This window comes from Pelagicoccus enzymogenes (assembly GCF_014803405.1).
GTDB classification, from domain to species: Bacteria; Verrucomicrobiota; Verrucomicrobiia; order Opitutales; family Opitutaceae; genus Pelagicoccus; species Pelagicoccus enzymogenes.
In genome coordinates, this window is the sequence record NZ_JACYFG010000060.1 from 615 (window position 1) to 20246 (window position 19632).

At 53.4% G+C, this 19632-nt stretch carries 10 protein-coding genes; 4 read left to right on the plus strand and 6 right to left on the minus strand.

Annotated features, from left to right (window positions below; genetic code table 11):
- Window positions 1–638: 638 nt before the first annotated feature.
- The 4 genes from IEN85_RS22540 to ygiD all read right to left on the minus strand — a co-directional run bounded on the left by IEN85_RS22540 (window position 639) and on the right by ygiD (window position 5651).
- Window positions 639–1124, minus strand: coding sequence for a hypothetical protein (locus IEN85_RS22540; RefSeq protein ID WP_191619375.1), 486 nt, complete (start codon window positions 1122–1124; stop codon window positions 639–641).
- A gap of 298 nt (window positions 1125–1422) precedes the next feature.
- Window positions 1423–2979: an RNA-directed DNA polymerase gene (locus tag IEN85_RS22545; RefSeq protein ID WP_191619376.1), complete on the minus strand. Its 1557-nt coding sequence runs from the start codon at window positions 2977–2979 to the stop codon at window positions 1423–1425.
- Window positions 2980–3666: 687 nt separating this feature from the next.
- Window positions 3667–4230: a DUF2726 domain-containing protein gene (locus tag IEN85_RS22550; protein ID WP_191619377.1), complete on the minus strand. Its 564-nt coding sequence runs from the start codon at window positions 4228–4230 to the stop codon at window positions 3667–3669.
- Between the two features lie 614 nt (window positions 4231–4844).
- The gene (ygiD, locus tag IEN85_RS22555; protein ID WP_191619378.1) at window positions 4845–5651 is read right to left on the minus strand and encodes a 4,5-DOPA-extradiol-dioxygenase; all 807 of its coding nucleotides are present in this window, start codon (window positions 5649–5651) and stop codon (window positions 4845–4847) included.
- A gap of 343 nt (window positions 5652–5994) precedes the next feature.
- Here ygiD and IEN85_RS22560 point away from each other — a divergent pair, with 343 nt between their 5' ends.
- On the plus strand, window positions 5995–6987 hold the full coding sequence (locus tag IEN85_RS22560; RefSeq protein WP_191619379.1) for a 2-hydroxyacid dehydrogenase: 993 nt from the start codon (window positions 5995–5997) through the stop codon (window positions 6985–6987).
- 245 nt (window positions 6988–7232) lie between these two features.
- Here IEN85_RS22560 and IEN85_RS22565 read toward each other — a convergent pair whose 3' ends face one another.
- Window positions 7233–9215 carry a DUF3857 domain-containing transglutaminase family protein gene (locus tag IEN85_RS22565; protein ID WP_224772871.1) on the minus strand — a complete coding sequence of 661 codons (1983 nt, stop codon included), beginning with the start codon at window positions 9213–9215 and terminating at the stop codon, window positions 7233–7235.
- Window positions 9205–11211 carry a DUF3857 domain-containing protein gene (locus IEN85_RS22570; protein ID WP_318186865.1) on the minus strand — a complete coding sequence of 669 codons (2007 nt, stop codon included), beginning with the start codon at window positions 11209–11211 and terminating at the stop codon, window positions 9205–9207. The genes IEN85_RS22565 and IEN85_RS22570 overlap by 11 nt, the downstream gene beginning before the upstream one ends.
- 439 nt (window positions 11212–11650) lie before the next feature.
- Between IEN85_RS22570 and IEN85_RS22575 the strand changes: the two genes are divergently transcribed.
- The 3 genes from IEN85_RS22575 to IEN85_RS22585 all read left to right on the plus strand — a co-directional run bounded on the left by IEN85_RS22575 (window position 11651) and on the right by IEN85_RS22585 (window position 19630).
- Window positions 11651–17473: a S8 family serine peptidase gene (locus tag IEN85_RS22575; RefSeq protein WP_191619382.1), complete on the plus strand. Its 5823-nt coding sequence runs from the start codon at window positions 11651–11653 to the stop codon at window positions 17471–17473.
- 318 nt (window positions 17474–17791) lie between these two features.
- Window positions 17792–18895, plus strand: coding sequence for a hypothetical protein (locus IEN85_RS22580; RefSeq protein ID WP_191619383.1), 1104 nt, complete (start codon window positions 17792–17794; stop codon window positions 18893–18895).
- A 9-nt stretch (window positions 18896–18904) separates the two neighbouring features.
- Window positions 18905–19630: an NYN domain-containing protein gene (locus IEN85_RS22585; RefSeq protein ID WP_191619384.1), complete on the plus strand. Its 726-nt coding sequence runs from the start codon at window positions 18905–18907 to the stop codon at window positions 19628–19630.
- Window positions 19631–19632 lie beyond the last annotated feature (2 nt).

Here is a 19632-nt window from a genome sequence, read left to right on the forward strand (position 1 = left end):
TATATCTGCAGCCAACCCTGCTGGGCTGTTTTTACCAAGCGAATCCGCTAGGTCCGTAAGGTGCTCAAGGGTAGAATCCCTGAGCATAATTGAATTGAGTCGAACTTTAGCGGTTTTTCGTGCGGTTTCGGTAGTCATTGGTGTTTAGGTACTGAGTTATCGACCAAATTTCACCAATTTTAGCGTAATTGCGTTGACGAAGCAACGTAGATGACTACGTGTGCTGTGTAAGTTATTAAGGCATAATTGCCTTAGTAATCGCGCAAATCAGATTATCTATTGTGCGAAGGTTGTTTGATTTGGGAATGGGGATGAGTAGTTTCCGCAATGTGGGCTGAAATGTAAAAAAACAGCTTCATGAAATAAGCTGTTTCAACCCTGCGGTTAACTCCATGAAGCTAGTGGCTGCTGGCCGCCTGGAAAGTCAAATGACGCTTTCGTCGACGAATCCCTCAGCATTCCTCAAGCAATATCTGAGTACATCTGCGTCATCTGTGGTTCAAAAAAAATTCCAGGCAGGTTGCCCAATCGACGAACACGACGGCTCGCTTACAAGCACGCTACTGCAAAAGCCCTTATTCTCCTCCGCGACCTCTGCGTGCTCGAGCAGCGCGGGCGGTTAAAGGCACGTCTTCACTTCACAGGATCGGTTTACGGAAGTTGGTCCGGTATACGTTGTCGCATTTTTCGCAGCGGTATTTGGGGCCTCGCAGCATCTCGGCCAAAGCCCGATGCGAAACCACCAAGCAGAGTTCAAGGAATTGCGCGAGATAACCGCTCTGGTAGTTCTTCACCACGCCGATCTCTTTCACTTCGCTGCTGCCGCATTTTGGGCAGTTGGCGATGTGGACGTGGTCAGCATCCGCTTCCAGCTGCACGATCTCACGCGCTTCCGAAGCTTGATCCTTGGGCACAAACAAATGGAATTTCGGAACGACGCCCATGTAGACCTCCAAGAACCCCGTCGATTCCCGCACTACGAAGGCCGAAAGCCCATATGACAAGAGTTCAGTCTGGCGTTCGTTCGCTTCCTCGTAGGATGGATATGTCGCCACCGACTCGTAGTCGGTGTGCATCTCCTGGCGCTGCGCCTCAGCGTATTTACCTTTCAGATACTGAATCACCCTACCCGATTCTTTAGCAATTTTAGTGAAAGCGACAACTATCAATGTGGGCTCAAGAACCCCGAATCATGCAAATGCCGCCCAACGCTCGCGGCAATTGCTGATTGCCTTCCGCCAAAAACAAGCGGAAGACGTCGAACTATTGGTGAAGAGCCAAGGCCCGGTGCGATCGCTGGCGACCTCAAGCCGGGGCAATTTGTGGCGAATATCGAGGACGAAATTCAGAGAGGCACCTCTTGGGGGATTCTTAACAGCACGTTTGAGTCGATAGATCTCTGAGTTTTAGCTTCGCTTGGTGCTATTTCTTGTGCGTAATTTGTTTCGCGTAATTTATAGCGTAGGACACCAAGATGTCATCGCCTTCTGCCCTGCTGTAGATTGCGTTCCTTCTCGACTTTTCCATTTTTCTAATCGCGCAAATCAAAGTGGCTTTTGAAGCTTTGTGATCTGTTTTACCATATTCTGATTCCAGTGAATCCAGATCAGAATAATCGCCATTTTCACCGATTATGGCCCAAACGTAGCTCTTTGAATGGCGACCTAACCTCTCAGAGCTTTGAATCGAACGGCAAAAAGAGAGGATCTTTTCAGAGCAGAGATTTTGCTGATATAACCACCTCAGGAATAAAAAGGAGGTGTAGTCCGTGGACTTCGTTCCTTCTTCAATTTTATCTATGATTTTCTCTGCTATTTCAACGCACTGGTCAGACAGTTTAGAAAAATATGGTAGGATGTGAATGAATTCTTCGGGTCTCTCCGATAGGCATTCAACGCAATAGTCGACCGCAAAATTGTTTTCTGCAGCCCCAAGTCGGTTGATACAATAGTGAAAGAGAGTCTTATCGAAATCATTTTGATCGATGAAGTACTCTACAAACGCTCGCTTTACCGACTCTAGTTTCAAGTCTGCATCAATTGACTCAAAATATTTTTGTAGGGCAGAAGGGGTGACAGAGGTAATCGAGAGCCCAAGGAACTCGGATAGCTCCTCCTGGACAGCAGTTTCAAGTTCTTTGATTCTTGGCGTGACGCTATCAATCTCACGACGCGCCTGGGATTGATCCGCTATAAAAGACTTGGCCGTTTGTAGGTTTAGTTCCTTTTCTCTGAGCAGTGCGGTCAAGGTGTGCAGTTGATCGATTGCATCCTCTTTGGTTTTGCAAAAAATCCTCATATCGTCGACATAGCGACAGAAGCGTATTTTGGCGTTATCAAGCCTCCTGTCGATGCTATTAAAATAAAACTCAGACAGAATAAACGAAGCGCGATAGCCTTGGGGAATGCCTTTGGATCTTGGTTCGGCCCAGCGGTTGAGGCAGGAGGAAAGCAAATTGACGCATTCTGGGGCGATGTCATGAGTCTTGAGATCTCCAACCAATCTGTTAATGGATATATTTTCAAAGAATGCTGAAACGTCGGCAAAAACCACCCAGCTGTATCCGTTGTTTAGGTACTCAATGGATTTCTCTCTAAAATTAGTCCACCCTTTGTACTCGTTTTCAAACCATTTTCTTCCGTTCTGATCTTCTTTGAGGATATATGAAAACCTGCAGTGGCCAGCACTCCATTGCTGGACATCTCGAAGCTTGTCTATATCGTTGAGCAAGAGAGCGTTTAATACAGTAGCATCAGCTGGCTCTAAGATGGATCCTGGCCTCAAATGAAAACTTGGTTTCGGTATTTCTATGATCTCGGATCTCGATGGATGAAAATCCGGTAGTCGCTTCCCCAAAAGGCCTAACCAATTATCCAAGTTCTGATCGATTGCTGCCGTTTCGAAAGGATGGTCAGCGAATGCCATATCTGCTTGGTCGGCTTTATACCTGTCCCAAGCCAACCGGATGTCAAGATTCATAGTAGTATGTCGGATGTAAGAGTTGGAGGAAACTCCCTTGAATTATATCAAGGGATGTTGATGTGATAAGGAAAGTTGAGGCATTGGATAATTAGTGTCAATCGTCGCTGACTTCCGTCGTTTGCCGTCACTTTGCACCCGTTGACGGAAACGGAATCCCTACGAAATCTGGAATGTCTCGGACTTTGTCTCTCGAGTGTCGCTACACTCGGAAGCCGTTTCGAGCATGGCGATAGGTTCCAATGGAGATCCTCGGAGCAAGCTCTCGGCTTCGTCGACTGCTGGAGCGGGCTAGGTATTCAAAAAACAGGTGGCGCGGCTTCTCCGAAGACGCCATCGCGAAATAGTCTTCGGAGAAGCCGATCCACCTCAGAAGTCGAAGCAAGCTTCGAGGTGTTAAACCCCAAGGGAATGAAAGTATCCGCCAAAACTAAGAAAGTTGTTTTCGCCCTCTTTCCGTGTGCTTTCTGAAGCATGTCCTTCGCAGGCTTTCGTGTTCTTGGCGGCCTTGAGCGAAGCGGGCGGTTTCGCATACAAGCGAATGCTTGTGTGGCGCCGCCTATTCGTTTTTTGGGGAACGGTCTTGTGCGGCGATGGTAACCGTAGCTATCGCGACGCACCCTCGGCGAGCTCAGGGTCTTCGACAAGGTCGCTTCCCACAGGAAACTGCTTGGCGCTTTGGGCGCTTCAGTTGTCTCCGTAGAGGCTGGCTTGGATGTCGGCGGATTCGTAATGGCAACGGGCTGCGAAGCGATGGAGTTTGAGTCCAGAGGCGCGGGCCAGCTCGTCTTTGAAGCGGTCGTTGGCTTGCGCCTTTTGATTTCGGTGGGATGCGTCGTCGAGCTCGATGAGCGATACGATTCGCGAGTCGGCCGCGTTCGTGACCACGAAGTCGAGGTGGCGCGACTTGATGCGGTTGCGCAAGCTGTGACGCTGGCGCTTGTCGGACAGCCCTCGTTTCACTTGGAACACGTCTTCGAGCCGCACCTTGCAGGATATCTCATGCCCCGGCCGCAACGCTGTCCTTAGCTCTTGATGGAAGCGTTGTTCGGCAGGACTGAGCAACACGGCCCTGGCCTCAAACTGCGCCGCGAGTTCGTGGGTTGGGCTCGCCACCCTACCCGGCTCGCTCTCCTCCGCTGGGAGCGCGTCCGCCTGCGGAAAAGAGTCGTGGGTTTTTCTGGCGGCGAATCTATCGCAAATCAGAAAGAAGACAAAGAGGGAGACGGCAATGATTATGGATAACAGCATGTCTCTTGAAATCGGCCATAAACGAGCTGCGCTTTAGGGCCATGGCCGCTGCGACAGCGACCGTTGCCTGCAACAATTGCTTGAGCGGATTCTATAGGTAGTGCCGACGCTGGTGGGCGCGCTGTGGAGGCAGGATCAAGCCTACGCGGCGCGGCGGCAAGCGCCGACCCTACGGGTTGTAGCGCTCGGATGCTCACAGACTGTCCATTAAAAACATACTACGCTCCTCTGAGTGGGGTTGCAGCTTGCCGCAGACCGCAGTGTAAACCGTTTATCAGCACGACGCGGTCTGGACCAAGGTCCAACCCTACAAAAACGCGACATTAGTAGTGCCGGCGTTAGCGGCCGCGCTGTGGAGACAGGTTAATATCGACGCGGTGCGGCGGCAAGCGCCGACCCTACGTTGTAGCGCTCGGATGCTCAGAGATTGTCCATTAAAAACATACTACGCTCCTCTGAGCAGGGTTGCAGCTTGCCGCAGACCGCAGTGTAGCCGTTTATCAGCACGACGCGGTCTGGACCAAGGTCCAACCCTACAAATACGCGACTTTTGATAACGTTTAATCGTGTATTGGGGCTTCGCTTCCTTGGTCGCTACCCCCTACCCGACGTCTTCAGCTGAAAATGAATCCGCGCATGGAGATGTTGCCGATCTCTATGTTGCTGCTGGTAAAGCTGAGCGTGTCCTTCTGGTCGCTGGCGCCGGCAACACTGAGGGCTGGCAGGTAGTGGTCCACTGTGGGATGAGCTTGGCGAAAGAGCGAGCCGAGTTCGCTGCGCGACGCTAGGGCCGCGAGGTTCCGCTCTTCTAGGAGTTGGGCGAACCTTGCGTCAAACTCGCTGGCCCAGTCGTAGATGCCGCCGTCGAAGCGCAAGGCTCCGAGGTTGTGCACGACGTTGCCGGAGCCGAGGATCAGTACGCCACGGTCTCGCAGCTGAGACAGGGTGCGCCCGATTTGCAGGTGCCAATCAAGGTCCTTGCTCATGTCGATGGAGAGCTGGAACACTGGGATGTCGGCATCGGGATAGAGCCACTTCAAGACGGACCACGAACCGTGGTCCAGACCCCAGCTGTCGTCGCCTTCCGCGTGGTGGCTTTCGAGCAAGCTGATCACCTCGCGGGCGAGCTTCGGGTCTCCAGATGCTGGATACTGCTGCTGGTAGAGTTCCCGCGGAAAGCCGCCGAAGTCGTGGATGGTTCGCGGGGCTTGGGAAATGTCCACCAAGGTTGATCCTTGGGTCATCCAGTGGGCGGACACGACGAGGATCGCTTGCGGCCGCGGCAATGCGGATCCCAGCTCCCGCCACATTTTCGAGTACTGGTTGTCCTCGATGGCGTTCATGGGATTGCCGTGGCCGAGGAAGACTACGGGCATCCGCTCGGAGGCCTGGAACCGATCTTTGAGATCCTGAAATCGCATGGCTTCCTCAACGGGTTTGCAGAAGAATCGACTGCTGGGCTTGCAGTGAATGTAAGTCGCCGCGTGGGGCCACTGTCTACAACTCGAGTTTTTGTAGGGTTCCAGCTTGCTGAAGACCGCAGCGCAAAACGTATCGCACCGCGCGACGCGGTCTGGACCAAGGTTCAACCCAACACGCGACCTGGAAGGTCCCGCCACTTTATCGATGTAATTGAATCGTGTCAGGTCGGCTTTCGCTGTAGCGAGTGAAACGACACTTGAGCATGCTCCCCCCACGAGACGCTACCGGATTGAAGCAGTAAATAAGTTGAAGACTGTCTCTTCTTTTAAATAAGGTCTTCGCATGAAAGTCGCCTTTTTCAGCAGCAAGCGCTACGACGAAACCTTCTTCAAGCAGAACAACGAAGACGGGCATGAGTTGGCCTTCTTCGAAACGAAGCTCGCTCCGCGTTCGGTTGCCCTAGCGGAAGGCGCTCGCGCGGTCTGCGTATTCGTCAATGACAAGGTCGACCGCGAAACGCTGGAAGGCCTTAGGGAACGCGGGGTCGCGTTCCTCGCCTTGCGCTGCGCCGGCTTCAACAACGTCGATTTGGCGGCGGCTGCGGAGCTTGGCATTAAAGTGGTGCGCGTTCCTGCCTATTCGCCGCACGCGGTGGCGGAGCACACCCTCGCCCTGCTGCTCACGCTCAATCGCCGGATCCATCGTTCCTACAACCGCGTACGCGAAGGCAATTTTTCTTTGGAGGGGCTGGTTGGCTTTGACCTGCATGGCCTGACGGTGGGGATCATTGGAACTGGCAAGATCGGCTCCATCACGGCCAAGCTTTTCCAGGGATTTGGCTGCAAGCTGCTCTGCCACGACAAGTACGAGAACGAGGAACTCAAGGAACGGGGAGCGACGTATGTGGATTTGGATACGCTTTTTTCTCAGTCCGACGTTATCAGCTTGCACTGTCCTTTGATGAAGGAGACGCATCACATCATCGACGCGGCAGCCATCGCGAAGATGAAGAAAGGTGTTACGATTGTGAATACAAGCCGCGGCGGCTTGATCGGTACGGCCGACGTTATCCAAGGGCTCAAGAGCGGTCACATTGGGAACCTCGCCATCGACGTCTACGAGGAAGAGGAATCGATGTTCTTCGAGGACCAGTCCGCCACGGTGATGCAAGACGACGTCTTCGCCCGCTTGCTCACTTTCCCGAACGTGCTGGTCACCGGTCACCAAGCCTTTTTCACCGACACCGCCCTCACCCAGATCGCCCGCGTCACCCTCGACAACCTGAGCGAGTTGGAGAAGACGGGGGACTGCAAAAACGAGCTCCGCCCGAGCTAATGTCGCATCTTCCGCTTGCGAGCGATGGACGGGTCCTGAAGAGATGGATACACATTTGGCCCCTTCTCTCCCCTGGCCCCTTATTTAGGCGGCATAGGCTTTGGTACGGCAGCAAGGAAAATCCATGCGACCGAATGCGACCTAGCTCGGATCGACGCGTAGTTTGTTAGCGTACTCACTCACAGTGCAGCCTTGAAAACCATCCAGCCGGCTCTCTACTTCATTCAACTGACTTCGGAGTCAGCCTACTGTTCGATACGTGCCAGCAGGACTGGCGCTTTGCAGGCTCGGTAAACTTGCTCATAGAACGATAAAAACTCGTCGTAGCGTTCTGGAGGTAAGGTGGTCGCTGACTCTCTCAAGCTACGCTTGCAAACGACATCGCCATCGACGACCTGATAAGAGAGTTCGAATCGCGCGAAGTCCGTCTCTACGAAGACCGGTTCAGCGTGGTCCTCAACGTAAAAGCCTTCAGGGATCGATACAATGACCTCTTCCTCTTTCATCTCCGATCGAATTACATACGGCAGGGTGCGAGAATCCGCTTCATGAGACAAACGCTCCTGCCAGGTGAGGAAGAACGGCTTTAGCAAAAGAAACTTGTTTCTCATAGATCGCCCGAATCCGGACAAATTGCATTCGATATCTAGCTCGAAGGTCGCCTCCTTTATCCGGTCGTCGACGAGGTATTGGATCTCCGAACTTTGAACCCCGCTATCGGTTAATCTCCTTTTGAGAAATTCCGAGTACTCCGGTTCTGATTTTTTGACATGTGTCGCCCGGGCGGCGAGCGCCCTGCCGCCCTTGTATTCAAATTCGAATGCCGCCACCGCGCTTCCATCCCCCATTAGCTCGATCCTCGCCGTTCGCTTCTCGCTATTCTGCTCTGGAACTGCCTGCGGTATGGGCGTCGGGCCGGTCACTCGTTCGCTCCCCACGAGGGCAAAACCGCCGTGATACCTTTGGGGCAGCATGCCAAATGGAGTGTTCTGGCTGGTAGGATCGAAGAGTAACATCTTTCCCAATACTGCGTCCTCGACGAGGGCCTGCATCTTCGACTCAGGCTCCACTGCGATGGCAACGATGCAGTGATCGAACTGCCTAGGTGACGGCCAATTTAGGTCCAAATAGGCTGCATCTTCGGATGCAATAGAAACTGCATAGCTTTCAACATCTATACACCCTAACATAGACCGCAATAAAGCCGCCTTGTCCTTGCAGTCTCCGTAGTGTCGTTCGAATACTTCGGCAGCGGGAAATGGCTTGTACCCTCCGCCCATGCTTAGGTCTGTTTGGATTGATACGTAGTTAACGGATTGTGCGTATTCAGCCAATGCCTCAACTTTCTCTAGAACCCCCGTTTTCCCGTTCACCAGTTCCGTCACTTTTCTTCGAATGCCGTCACTGGGTTCGGTCTGGGAATCGTTCGTGCGCACATCAAAACGCGCCACGTCGTTCCAACTGCTAAACAATTCCAAGCTTCCTTTGGATGCTCCATCCTCTGGATACAGGTCGAAACCAACGAAAGGCAGGTATGCTCTCGCTACTGGCGATCCCGCTTCCCCCTCAATTGCCTCAAGGTTTCTTGCCTCCCATGCGTAGGACCGACCACCATGCTTTTCTTGTACCTGGGCCCCGTTGAGTGGGGTCGCCTTTACCGCCCATCCAGGAGGCGGTTCGATGGAGACTCTCGTCAGGAGCACGGGGATATTTCGATTAAGCCGCCAAATCATTTGCGAGAAAATCGACTTTTTCGTGACCGTGTATTCGTATGCAAAAACGCTGCCCTCGCGAATATCCCCCTGGGCGTCAAGCCGACGTTCCATGAGTTGGCTATGCAGGCTTCTGACATCCGAGGCGATATCCCAGGTGTCTTTTTTATTGTACTTGTACACCTTTCCTCCGGGATCCAGCACCCAAGCTTTAATTTCACTCACGCTCGAGTATCCCTCTTCGAACCCGACTTCGAGTCTTGCGTACCCGCGATCGCTCAGGTCGTTTATTTGGTAAGCCATTCGGATTACCTCAGTACGCTTTCCGTTGCTTGCCACTGTGTAAACGGTCTCGTCCAAGAGGCAGACCGAGCTTGCAGCAACGTTTGAAGCCTGCGTTTTCGATTGGATTGCTGAAGATAGCCATGCTGGAACCCGCGAAGCGTCAGCGTATCCACATATAAAAGACAACGCTAGACAAGCTAAGTACGCTCGGCCGAATTTTCTAACGAGCATTTGCAAACTCCTTTTTCGAAATGGTCATGACATGAGAGTCTTGCGTGTTCGCATCCTCGAGAATCTTTTTCAGCATGTCATAACTGTCTTTCTGGAAACCGCTGTTATCCATGCGAAACTCCCTTTTGCAGCGCAGTTTGCTTTGCGATTTGTTGAGGGCGTAAGCGCAGGCGAAGCGGAAATACCCAAGGTCGATTGGCTTGCCTGGCGATGCCGCTTCCTCTGGATGGAATCCCTCGGGAAAGTTGAACCACACTGTGTCCTCTTCCTTCCAAGCATACTGAAAGGCTATATCCGTACGCCTTTGCTCCTCCATGAACATTGGCTCCTCGCCGAATTCGAAGAAGCTTGGCTGGAAGAAAACGCGATCACCTACAGATTCGCCGTATCCAGGAATCTCTATATCATAGGAAACCACCAAGGGCTTGTCGCGAGTGAAGATGCCGGACATTTTAAAATTCCGAATTTCGCATTGAGGAAAAAGCTCTTTCAGCCGAGCGCAAAAACGCTCTTCCCTTTCACCTTCGGACAGGGCGTCGTAAAATCGCTTCCGCCGCACCCCTGGGTAGCCGTTGTACTCAAGCTGCACCGAGCCGCTCAAATCACCATACTCGTTCAAGTCGAAGCGAGCGTCTCGAAACACCGGACTCAAATCTGCGGAAAGGAATTCTGTCGTGTCGAAACGGGCCTTCTTCGCATCAGGGAGTAAAACAACTTGTCCTGAATTTGCTGCGTCGAGCCAGCCAAAGGGCAAATAGACGTAGCTAAGGTCGAAATAGCGCCAATCCGCTTTCGCGTTTTTCCTCAGAGCTACCACCCGTTCCGGGAAATTGAGCCTTCTGCTGAGAGCCAGCGAATTGAATTTCATAGACTCGGCGTCGGTGGTGTAGGCATAACATACCTCGAATCCAGCGGCCGCGACCAGCGAAGCGAAGAGCTGGTTGATGTCGCTGCCCGTACCGTAACCCCGCTTGATCGTTTCTGCCGGAGTGTCAACGTCCTTGAGCTTGCTGCGCTCTTCGTCGGTGAAGCCAGACTGGACCGCCCAAATGTTCGTTATCTCATTGCTGCAATACTTGAAAGCGATCCAAAGCTTCTCCTCAGGGGCCATTCCAGCCTCGAACAAGGAGTCGGCTAGCTTTTTCACGGCCCGCTGCTTCGACTTGACCAGATCTCTGCTAAGTTCTGTCAGGTACTCCGACTCGCCATCCCAAAAGGCTTGGGCGTTCAGCATGCTAAACTCGCTGTTATATACCATAAAGAGCCAGCCTCGGTAGTCTCGCGCCGGAGGAGAATAGGGTTCAGACGCGATACCAGGGACATTCTCAGCCGACACGAGGTAGGTTTTGTCCTTCGTTTGTTCGAACTCGAGTTCGTAGTTGAACGCTTGAAAGATGGACGAGTGACTGGCACTTGGAATAAATTCTATTTCCGTTTCTTCCGACGGCCATTCCTCCTCGAGGAATTCCGCTATGTACCACGTTTGTCCGTAATCGACGATCGATCTCCATGTGTATTCCACAACGCTCCCCACCTGCAGATTGGGCAACGCGAAGCTGAGGGCGTCTCCGCGAAAGTCGTCTACCTTTAGCAATCTGCGTTCGTACAGGTCCGAACGGTCGAACTCGCTAAAGCTCCCGTCTGGTTGGGTTATTCTCGCTTTGAAGCCTGAAATTTTTTCCCACCTCTTGATGTAAGGGAGGTGAATGACATCTAAATCCTTCACGCCATTCTCGGTGTACACCTTCAGCTTGATGTGTCGCTCCCGCACCCGAGCGTGACCATACCTTCTGTCGTTTACCTTCAGTCCGTAGAACAAGTATTCAATATCTGAATTCGGATCGACTTTGGGAATTTTCCGGCCGAGCACCTCCGCTGGAACCGCTTCAAAAGGAAGCAGGTCCGTCTCGTCTTTGTCGGCATAAATCGCCGAGGCCAAGCAAAGCGTCGAGGCGAGAGCCATCCATAGGGCAAGGGGTTTGGCTAGATGTTTCACCGTAGTAAAACCTGCAAGCGGTGACGGGTTCTGCAAGTTGTTTATCGTAAAATCACGCAATGTCTTGTGCCGATGCTTGCAACCCAAATTCCCGCCCCTTCAGCTCGAAGCATGCATCCGCGCACGCGGTGGCGACGCGTCGTGGGGCGTTTTCGGGGATCGGAGGAAGGAATCCCTCTCTGTTGCTCAAACAGGAGCAATTCGATAAATACCGGGGAACGTCGCCCCACTGGATTGGCTGGATGGCATTGCAGTACGGCGAGACTAGAGGGCTTCCCGATACGGTTACCGAACGGTTTGGAAATACAAAAAAGCGCGGGCTATCGAGAGGGAGACTTGCCTAAGTCAGATTCGGATTTATGCCTCGCTACATGTCCAACTTTGCTCAAGGCCCGCATTACGTTAATCAGGCTACTGGGTATCATGTAAACGCGACTTAATGATGAAATCCGTCGTCAAGCTTGCCCTGGCTCCCCTCGCGATCTTTTCAATCGCGGCAATCGTCCTCTGGTGCTCTCAATCGCGTCGATCCCCTTCGGCGGGTGCGGAGCGGGAAGCGGCTCAGCAGGAGTCGGATGTGCCGCGAGAAACGCCTGGGCCAGCCGAGGTGGCGCGCGACGCCCAGGTGTTGGAAGAAGCTAGTTCAACAATCCCAACGCCGTCCCTTTTGCCTCCTGGAGATTGGAGTGGGGCGACTGTGCTATCTGAGAGGTTGGAGGCGGCCGGTCTTGGTTCGGAGCGTTATTCGCTGCGTCACAGGATTGTTGAGGACGAAGGGTTCCCGTTTCCCATCCGCATCACGGACAGGATCGCGGTCGAAGAATCCGGAGAGCCGCGCAAGCTGGCTGAACTATCTGCGTATGCCGCAAATCAGATAATCCTTCATTCGGGTTCCCCCATCAGCGAAGGGGACATTGAAGATATCGCGAACTCGCTGGGTTGGACTTACCTGAAAAGTGAGGGCACTCCTTACATGGCGGTTCTAGAATCCTCTACCGCGGATTTGGATACCGTGACCGAAGCCCTTGCTGCCGTCTCATTGTCTGATTCTTCAATTGAAGCAGAGCCGAACCATATTTTCTACGCATCTCTCGTGCCCAATGATCCCAGGTTTGAGTCTGGGCTTCAATGGGGCCTCGACCATGTTGAAGACGTAGATATCGACGCTCCGGAGGGATGGGAAATTAGGCGTGAGTCACCCTCTATAACTGTGGCCATTCTCGACACGGGCATCCGCCTAGATCATGAGGACCTGAAGGCCAATCTCTGGACCAATAGCGGCGACTCGACCCGTAACGGGATCGACGATGACAAGAACGGATATGTGGACGATACCCACGGCTTCAATGCGCTGGATCCTCTTTCGGTACCGGATGACGACCATGGACACGGCACGCACATCGCCGGAATCGTCGGAGCGGCGGGGAACAATGCAAAAGGGATGTCGGGAGTCGCTTGGTCCATCAATCTCATGCCGATCAAGGCCCTGAACGCAAACGGCAAAGGTACTGCCCAAGCGCTTGCAGCAGGTATCGATTACGCTGTGGCAAATGGAGCTCAGATCATAAACATGAGCTGGGGCGCGAACAGTTTTAGCGGAGTTATCGAGAGCTCTATTGGGCGAGCCGAGGAAGCTGGGGTCATTGTTGTAGCGGCAGCCGGTAATGAATCTAGCGAGACTCCGGCTTACCCGAGTCGTTCCGAGTTGCCCAACGTAGTATCTGTAGGAGCGGTGGGCAGCTCTGGGGAACTCTCGTGGTTTTCGAATTTTCACCCGAGTCTCGTAGATGTCTTGGCGCCTGGACAGCATATCTTCTCGACTTGGTCCAGTGCCCCTGACGCGTACATTAGACAGGACGGCACATCGATGGCCACAGCATTCGCGTCCGGATCGATGGCCCTCTTTCTCGAAGAGTATCCGGACGATGACTACACCCTGCAGATCCAAAGACTTGTTTCGACCTGCCAGAAATGGGAAGGTCTCGCTCAATATTGCGCATCGGGTGGCATCGTGAACCTGAGAGATGGCTTGCTTGCGGATGAGGTAACGTTTCCGCCTGTCGTCACTCAAACATCAGCTCGGTACGCTGAAGCGTACGAGGGAGAGTCGGTAAGCTTTTCCGTCTCCGCCCGGAGTGATTCCCCGATCACTTACAGGTGGTATGAAGGAGATGAATTGCTCTCCGAAAGCTCGTCGACACTCAGCTTGGAGTCAATCCTCCCTAGTCAGCGAGGCGAGTACCGCTTGGAAATCAGTAATGCGGAAGCGACAACGACCGTCCTCTATAACTTGGAAGTCTTTCCTCGGATGGACGATATCGAACAAGCTCTGGGAAGCGGCATCAAGGTTTACGCCAGTCACGAAGACCATTGGAGACTTGTATCCGAGGAAGGCCTACAGCTGATCTCAAGCGGAAACCTATCCCAAGACAAACAACAGTTTCTTGAATTTAGGGTGCCGGTAGCGGGCCTGCTCTATCTGACGGCACGCAAGAACCACATCGAAGAAGCAGCTACCAATACGACGTTAATTGGACCGAACGGATTTGATGTGTTCTTGGGAGCAGGCTGGGAAACGCTTAGATCTATCACCGAACAAGGCGGCTTTACCGCTCGTATCACCCACCGTGCCGTTTATCCGGAGACAGCCCTGCCTCAAGATTCGCTACAGCTTCAGATCCCCGAGTTTTTCGAAAGCGACAAACTCCCTCCCCTGATTGTAGGAGACATGTACTCTCGATCAGTTGCGCTGGGGAAAGGCCTGGAGCTCACCGTTTGGTCGACGCAAGAGAACCTAACCTACCAATGGTTCAAGAACGGCCAAGCCATCGAGGGGGCGACCAGCCGCATATTGAAGATCGATGCGGTCACGGAAAGCGATGGCGGAGACTATTACGTCGTAGCGACTAATCTCTACGACAGCACTCGCAGCAAAACTGCAACGATCGAAATCGATACCTCGCCTCAGAGGCCTTCGTCGCAAATCGAGGGAAGCTCTTACCTTCTTGTCAAAGCTGGTGATCCGATCAATCTGTCGATGAAAGTCTTCGGAGCGCTCCCCATCGAACACCAGTGGTATAAGAACGGTGTGTTGATTCCCAGAGCCGAAACCAATGTATTACGCCTAGGTGCGGCGAGCCTCGCTCACTCGGGGGAGTATGAACTTGTCCTCACCAACGAACTAGGATCAGCCACTGGATACCGGCCAAAGTACACCGTACAGGTTTACGAAGAAATATTCCCGCCAAGGTTCCCACCTGTACCGTTCGATGAGGAGCACTATTCCTTTCCAATTGGTTCGACGATGGGATTTGAAGTTCCTCAAGCCGAAGGCTCGCCTCAGTTGACCTACCAATGGTACAAGGACGGAGAGGCCATCGAAAATGAAGCCATTTCAAATGCTCATTTGTTTTCCAAAGCAGATGTAGGCTGGGAGGACGCTGGCACATATTACGCTGAGGCAAGCAACGGTCTCGGCAACAATCAAAGCCACAGGATCGTGGTGAGCGTGACTCCTGTCTTAATCGAGGCAATAGACGCTCCGAGCGAGACGATTGTCGGCGAAACCTTCACGGGCGCTGAAGACGCGTACGTGAATTTCCAGACGGCGGAAAGTTGGGATGGAGAAGACGCCCTTGAGTTGTATTCGAAGCGTAGCCGTGAGTCACTCACGCTCGGTAGCAAAGAGTACGACCGAGTTCTGAAGTTCCGCTGGAAGTTGAACGCAGACTCGGATGCCGTATTTGAGGCGTATCTAGGAAATAGATACGGCTCCGATTTCCTATTCGAGTCGCATGAAAGCGGGCGCTGGGTGGAGCAACAATTCTTCATCCCTGCGGAACACACTCTACGGTTGCGGCTCGACCCTGGAGCGCTTCCAGCAAAGGCGTGGCTGGATAACTTAGAAGAGGTTCGCTCTCCCGTTGTGTTGAGAGATATTCACTTCACTCCCCCTGCGGTTGGGAAAAACGTGTCTCTCGAAGCGTCGTTTTTCCGGAACGGGGCCACCTACCAATGGTACAAGGACAATCAGCCCATCAGTGGCCAAACAGAATCCGTATTGACGATTGGATCATTCTCCCAGGCGAACTCGGGGAACTACAAGCTCGTTGCCACAAACGCGCATGGTGAAGCGAGCACTTCAGCGGTTTATGTTGGTCTGGATTCATTAGCGAGCATCGCTCCCTCCCCGCTCAAGCTTAGCTACGACGGAAGTCCGAATCCCAAAGTGAGCTTGGAAAAAACAAGTCCGACAGAGGATGAACATCATTTGCGAATCGAGAATAGTAGCCCAGGTGATTTGGATACATCGCTGGGCTGGAGTTTAAGCTCACAAGTCACCGGACCGGCAGTTCTGGAAATGGACTACGATTTTTCGAGCACGAATGCCCATATAGAGGTGGGTGACGCCGAAATGTGGATACCGACGGGGTTTCGCTTCGAAAGGCAAGTTTTCATTCCTGCCGGCACCCACACGCTTTCAATATCCACTTCGGACTCGTACCAGTCTAACGTAGGCAAGATCTACTCGCTCAAGCTACGCAGCGGTCCTCTGGCGAAGATGCGCTTGAACGAGGAACTCCACTACAATGAGCAGTATGTTCCCTTCGCGACCTATGCAGGGGCTGAGCCGCTCACCGTATCATGGTATAAGGACGGGGCGCTCCTAAAGAAAGTATCGAACCTTATTTCGGGTGAGTCTTATCCCTTCGAGCGGGATTCAGGTATCGCCGACAGGGGAGATTACTATATCGAAGTCGAAGATTCGCTTGGCAACAAGTCAACCTCCGATACGGTCCACTATGCCCTAGGCTCCTACATGCGGGAGGTTCTCGATTCGTCCAGTGGCGGACTTAACCTCAGCGACAGTGAACCCGCTACTTATCATTACGATACCGACATCAAGACCAAAGGAAGCGCCTCCCTGAGGATCGACGGCCCGTTCGGCGATGGAAACCCATACTCATTACGGCTTACTACTAGCGCTTATTATGCTCGACTGAAAATCCGAACGAGAGGGTTTTCAGAGGGCGGCTACATTCACTATAGTCTCGATGGTGAAACCATATCTATTCCCGCCAATGGCGAGTGGACGGATATTTTGGTCGGTCCCGGCGTTTCTGTAACGCTACCGGAATCGACAGAGCAAAGCAGCGTCTGGATAGACGACCTTCGAGACGAGAGAAAGGGAATGTTCATCACTCACCCGCAAAATACCGCTACCTACATCGGCGCCAGAATCGAACTCAAGGCTCATGCGAGGGAGGGCAATATTTACTTTCTGGGGTTGCGTTGGTTTAAGGACGGCAAGGAGATTCCCTCTCAGGGCGCCCATCTCCTGATCGACCCGGTGACTGAGCAGGACCTAGGCGTGTATCATGCCGAAGCCACATCTCCAAACGGAGAGGTCATCGCCAGCGAAACTGCGACCGTGTCGCTGCTCGAGAGCGGACTCGCGGAAGCGATCGGTTTCCCCGGAGCCCGCATTACGACAATCGGCCCCAAGCCTTGGCAGGTCGACTTCAGCCGCTCGCTCGAGGGGCCGAGTTCCATCGTATCCGGAAGCTTGGAGACAGGCGAAACATCGACGATCGTCATCGATGTGGACCCACCTTCGATTTGGAGCATTTATTCCTACCTTTCGAGCCTTGAACGAGTAAACGATGAGCCTCAGGCAAACCGTTGGATGACGCATCACTCGCGTCGTTTCGGCCCGACCAACACGCAGAGGATCGAATTATCGGTATCTGAATTTGAAGAAAATGGCGGACCACTGAATCGCAGCTTGCGCCTCGACCGAGCCCGCGTCATCCGCCTGCCGGAACTCAGCTACGAGAATTGGCTACGTTCGAAAGCGACTGAATCGACCTCACCACCGTCCGAATCTCGTTTTGAGCCCCTGGGCGACGTGGACGGGGATGGCATTTCGAATTGGATGGAGTTTGTGCTCGGGCTCGAACCAACGGAGGCAAGCACCCTTCCCGCCTGGAATGTATCCGAAGTTACAGCACAATCGCCCACGGCAAGCATTCGATTCCTATCTGCCCGTTCGCGCGAGTACTCCATTTCTTACGAAATCAGTTACGACTTGGCGGAGTGGTTCCCCGTTCGCCCAGAACTGCAGACGCAGAGCGTTGACGATCACTACGACGAAACGATCGCGACACTTCCTTTTCTTTCAGAAACCTACCCCTACTTCATCCGCTGGAGAATTCATCGACTGGGCGAAGAGGATCGAGGAATCACGACGCTTTTCGAGTAACCTAAAGTCAACTTAGAAACAAACTGCCATCCGGCAGAGCGGAGCGCCCGTTTCGCTCACTCAAAGGCTTGGTGGAGATACTGCCCTACGCTCCCTCACGAAGCTAGCCTCTCGGACGCTAAGGTTGATGCTTTGATTGGCAGCAACGCTTGGGCGGCTCCCGAAACGAACCGAGAGTCCTAGTCCCTTGATAAGCATCGTTCCTCGCTGCTCGCCGAGCCTCTTCGTCTACGTATTTCCTGTTAAAGATCTTGCTCTGGAAATCTTGGGTAAGTATTCATCGCTTCGTCCTTTTCCAGATCCTACCTCCCGCATTTCATGGTCCGCCTCTCCTCGCCTATTTCCTCCCGCCTTATTCTGGCAGGTTCGTACGCAGTGATTGGAGGGATTGGAGTCTACTGCGTATTTTGGCTTCTCTATGGCGAGGCACCGCGGGACGAGGTTTCGAGCTTCCTCTATCAGGCGCCAGACCACACCGCGTTCGACGACGTTTTAAAGTTCATGAATGCCCTCGGTCCGCCCTTCGGTATTCTAGCGTTTACCATTCCGTTCTTCCCTTTCACCTTCCTCTACGCTTCCTTCGTCTGTCCCAGTCGTATCACCGTGACCGATACGGAAATCCGCACCAAGTCTTTCGGGAGTGAGCGACGCTGGCACATGAGCGAATTGCAGTCCGTCACATTCAAGGAGGCCGGCAACAGCCAGTTTATCATCTTCAAGATCGGAGGCAAGACGCTGAAGGCGGAGATCGAGCACGGGCGTTGGGGAGCCATACGCGACCTATTGCCTGCCGGAATCACGAACCCTGTTGAACAGTCGACCTCTCGCCAGGTAAGACACGCGCTGCCTCGTCAGCCGGCCGTTTCCATCCCTGATTCCCTCAGCTACGTTTCGATCGACAAGTTCGAGGCCGACTACCGCAGCGAGATCTACGAGCAAGCCGCCCAGATGGCAGGCGCTTTCGAATGGTGGAACGAGCCGCTTTGGCTGTTCGACCGTATCAGCGATCCCGACCGCCTGACCGGGCAATCCCGGCTCTTTCGCCCCGATCCCGTCGACCAGGACGAGATCCACATTATCGGCCGAGAGATTCCGCTCCAGGAAAACGCCCTCATGTGCTTCATCGATGCGGAGCGTATTATCGGACTGCTGCAGGCTCTCTCTGAAGAGCACGAAATAACGTGGACGGTGAGCGAAAACGAAGGCCGCGACGAAATTGGCACCATTCACGAGGGAGCCGTTCCTCATGAGATTTACCAGTGGTTGAATCGTATCCGAGACTCCTGGACGCTCACTCAAGCAGAAATCGAAAACCATGCTCTCCATGAGCGTATCCGTCAGAAACATACGGATTCGCGACTGGCTCCCTTGAACCAAGAAGATTCCCAGCCGCTTCCCTCCGAAAAGGAAGCGGGGACCTGAAAATTGTCTATGATAGAAAAAGCAAGCGATAACATAGCCCTGCTCATCGATGCCGACAATGCGCCGGCCGCTAAGATCAACTTCATCATCGCCGAACTGGCCAGCTACGGCAGCGTCAGCATCCGCCGGGCTTACGGAAACTGGAAGAAGCCCACGCTCGCCGGCTGGGAAAAGGTGCTGCACGAGTACGCGATCCAACCCATCCAGCACTTCGATATCGTGAAGGGCAAGAACGCATCCGACATGGCCCTGCTCATCGAAGCCATGGACATTCTCTACACCAAGAACGTCGAAACCTTCTGTCTCGTCTCCTCCGATTGCGATTTCACCCCGCTCGTCCTGCGCCTGAGAGCCGACGGCAAGCAAGTCATCGGCTTCGGCGACGCCAAGACTCCCGACCCCTTCGTGGCCAGCTGCACCCGCTTCCTCTACCTCGACGACGAAAAGAAGGCCAAGGTGAAGCAACGCGACAAGACCAGCTCCACCCAGAAGCTCAAGGGGGATACCAAGCTCATGAACTTGCTGCGCAACGCCGTGAACGCCAGTTCGGATGACGACGGCTGGGCTCGTCTCGGCCCCGTGGGCAACCACATCCAAAACCAAGGCTCCTTCGACTCCCGCAACTACGGTTTCTCCAAGCTCAGCGAACTCTTCGCCGCCATCGACAGCTTCGAAACCAAGAAGCAGAAAAACGGCACCGGAACCATCTTCTCGGTACGGCTGAAGGGGAAGTAAGA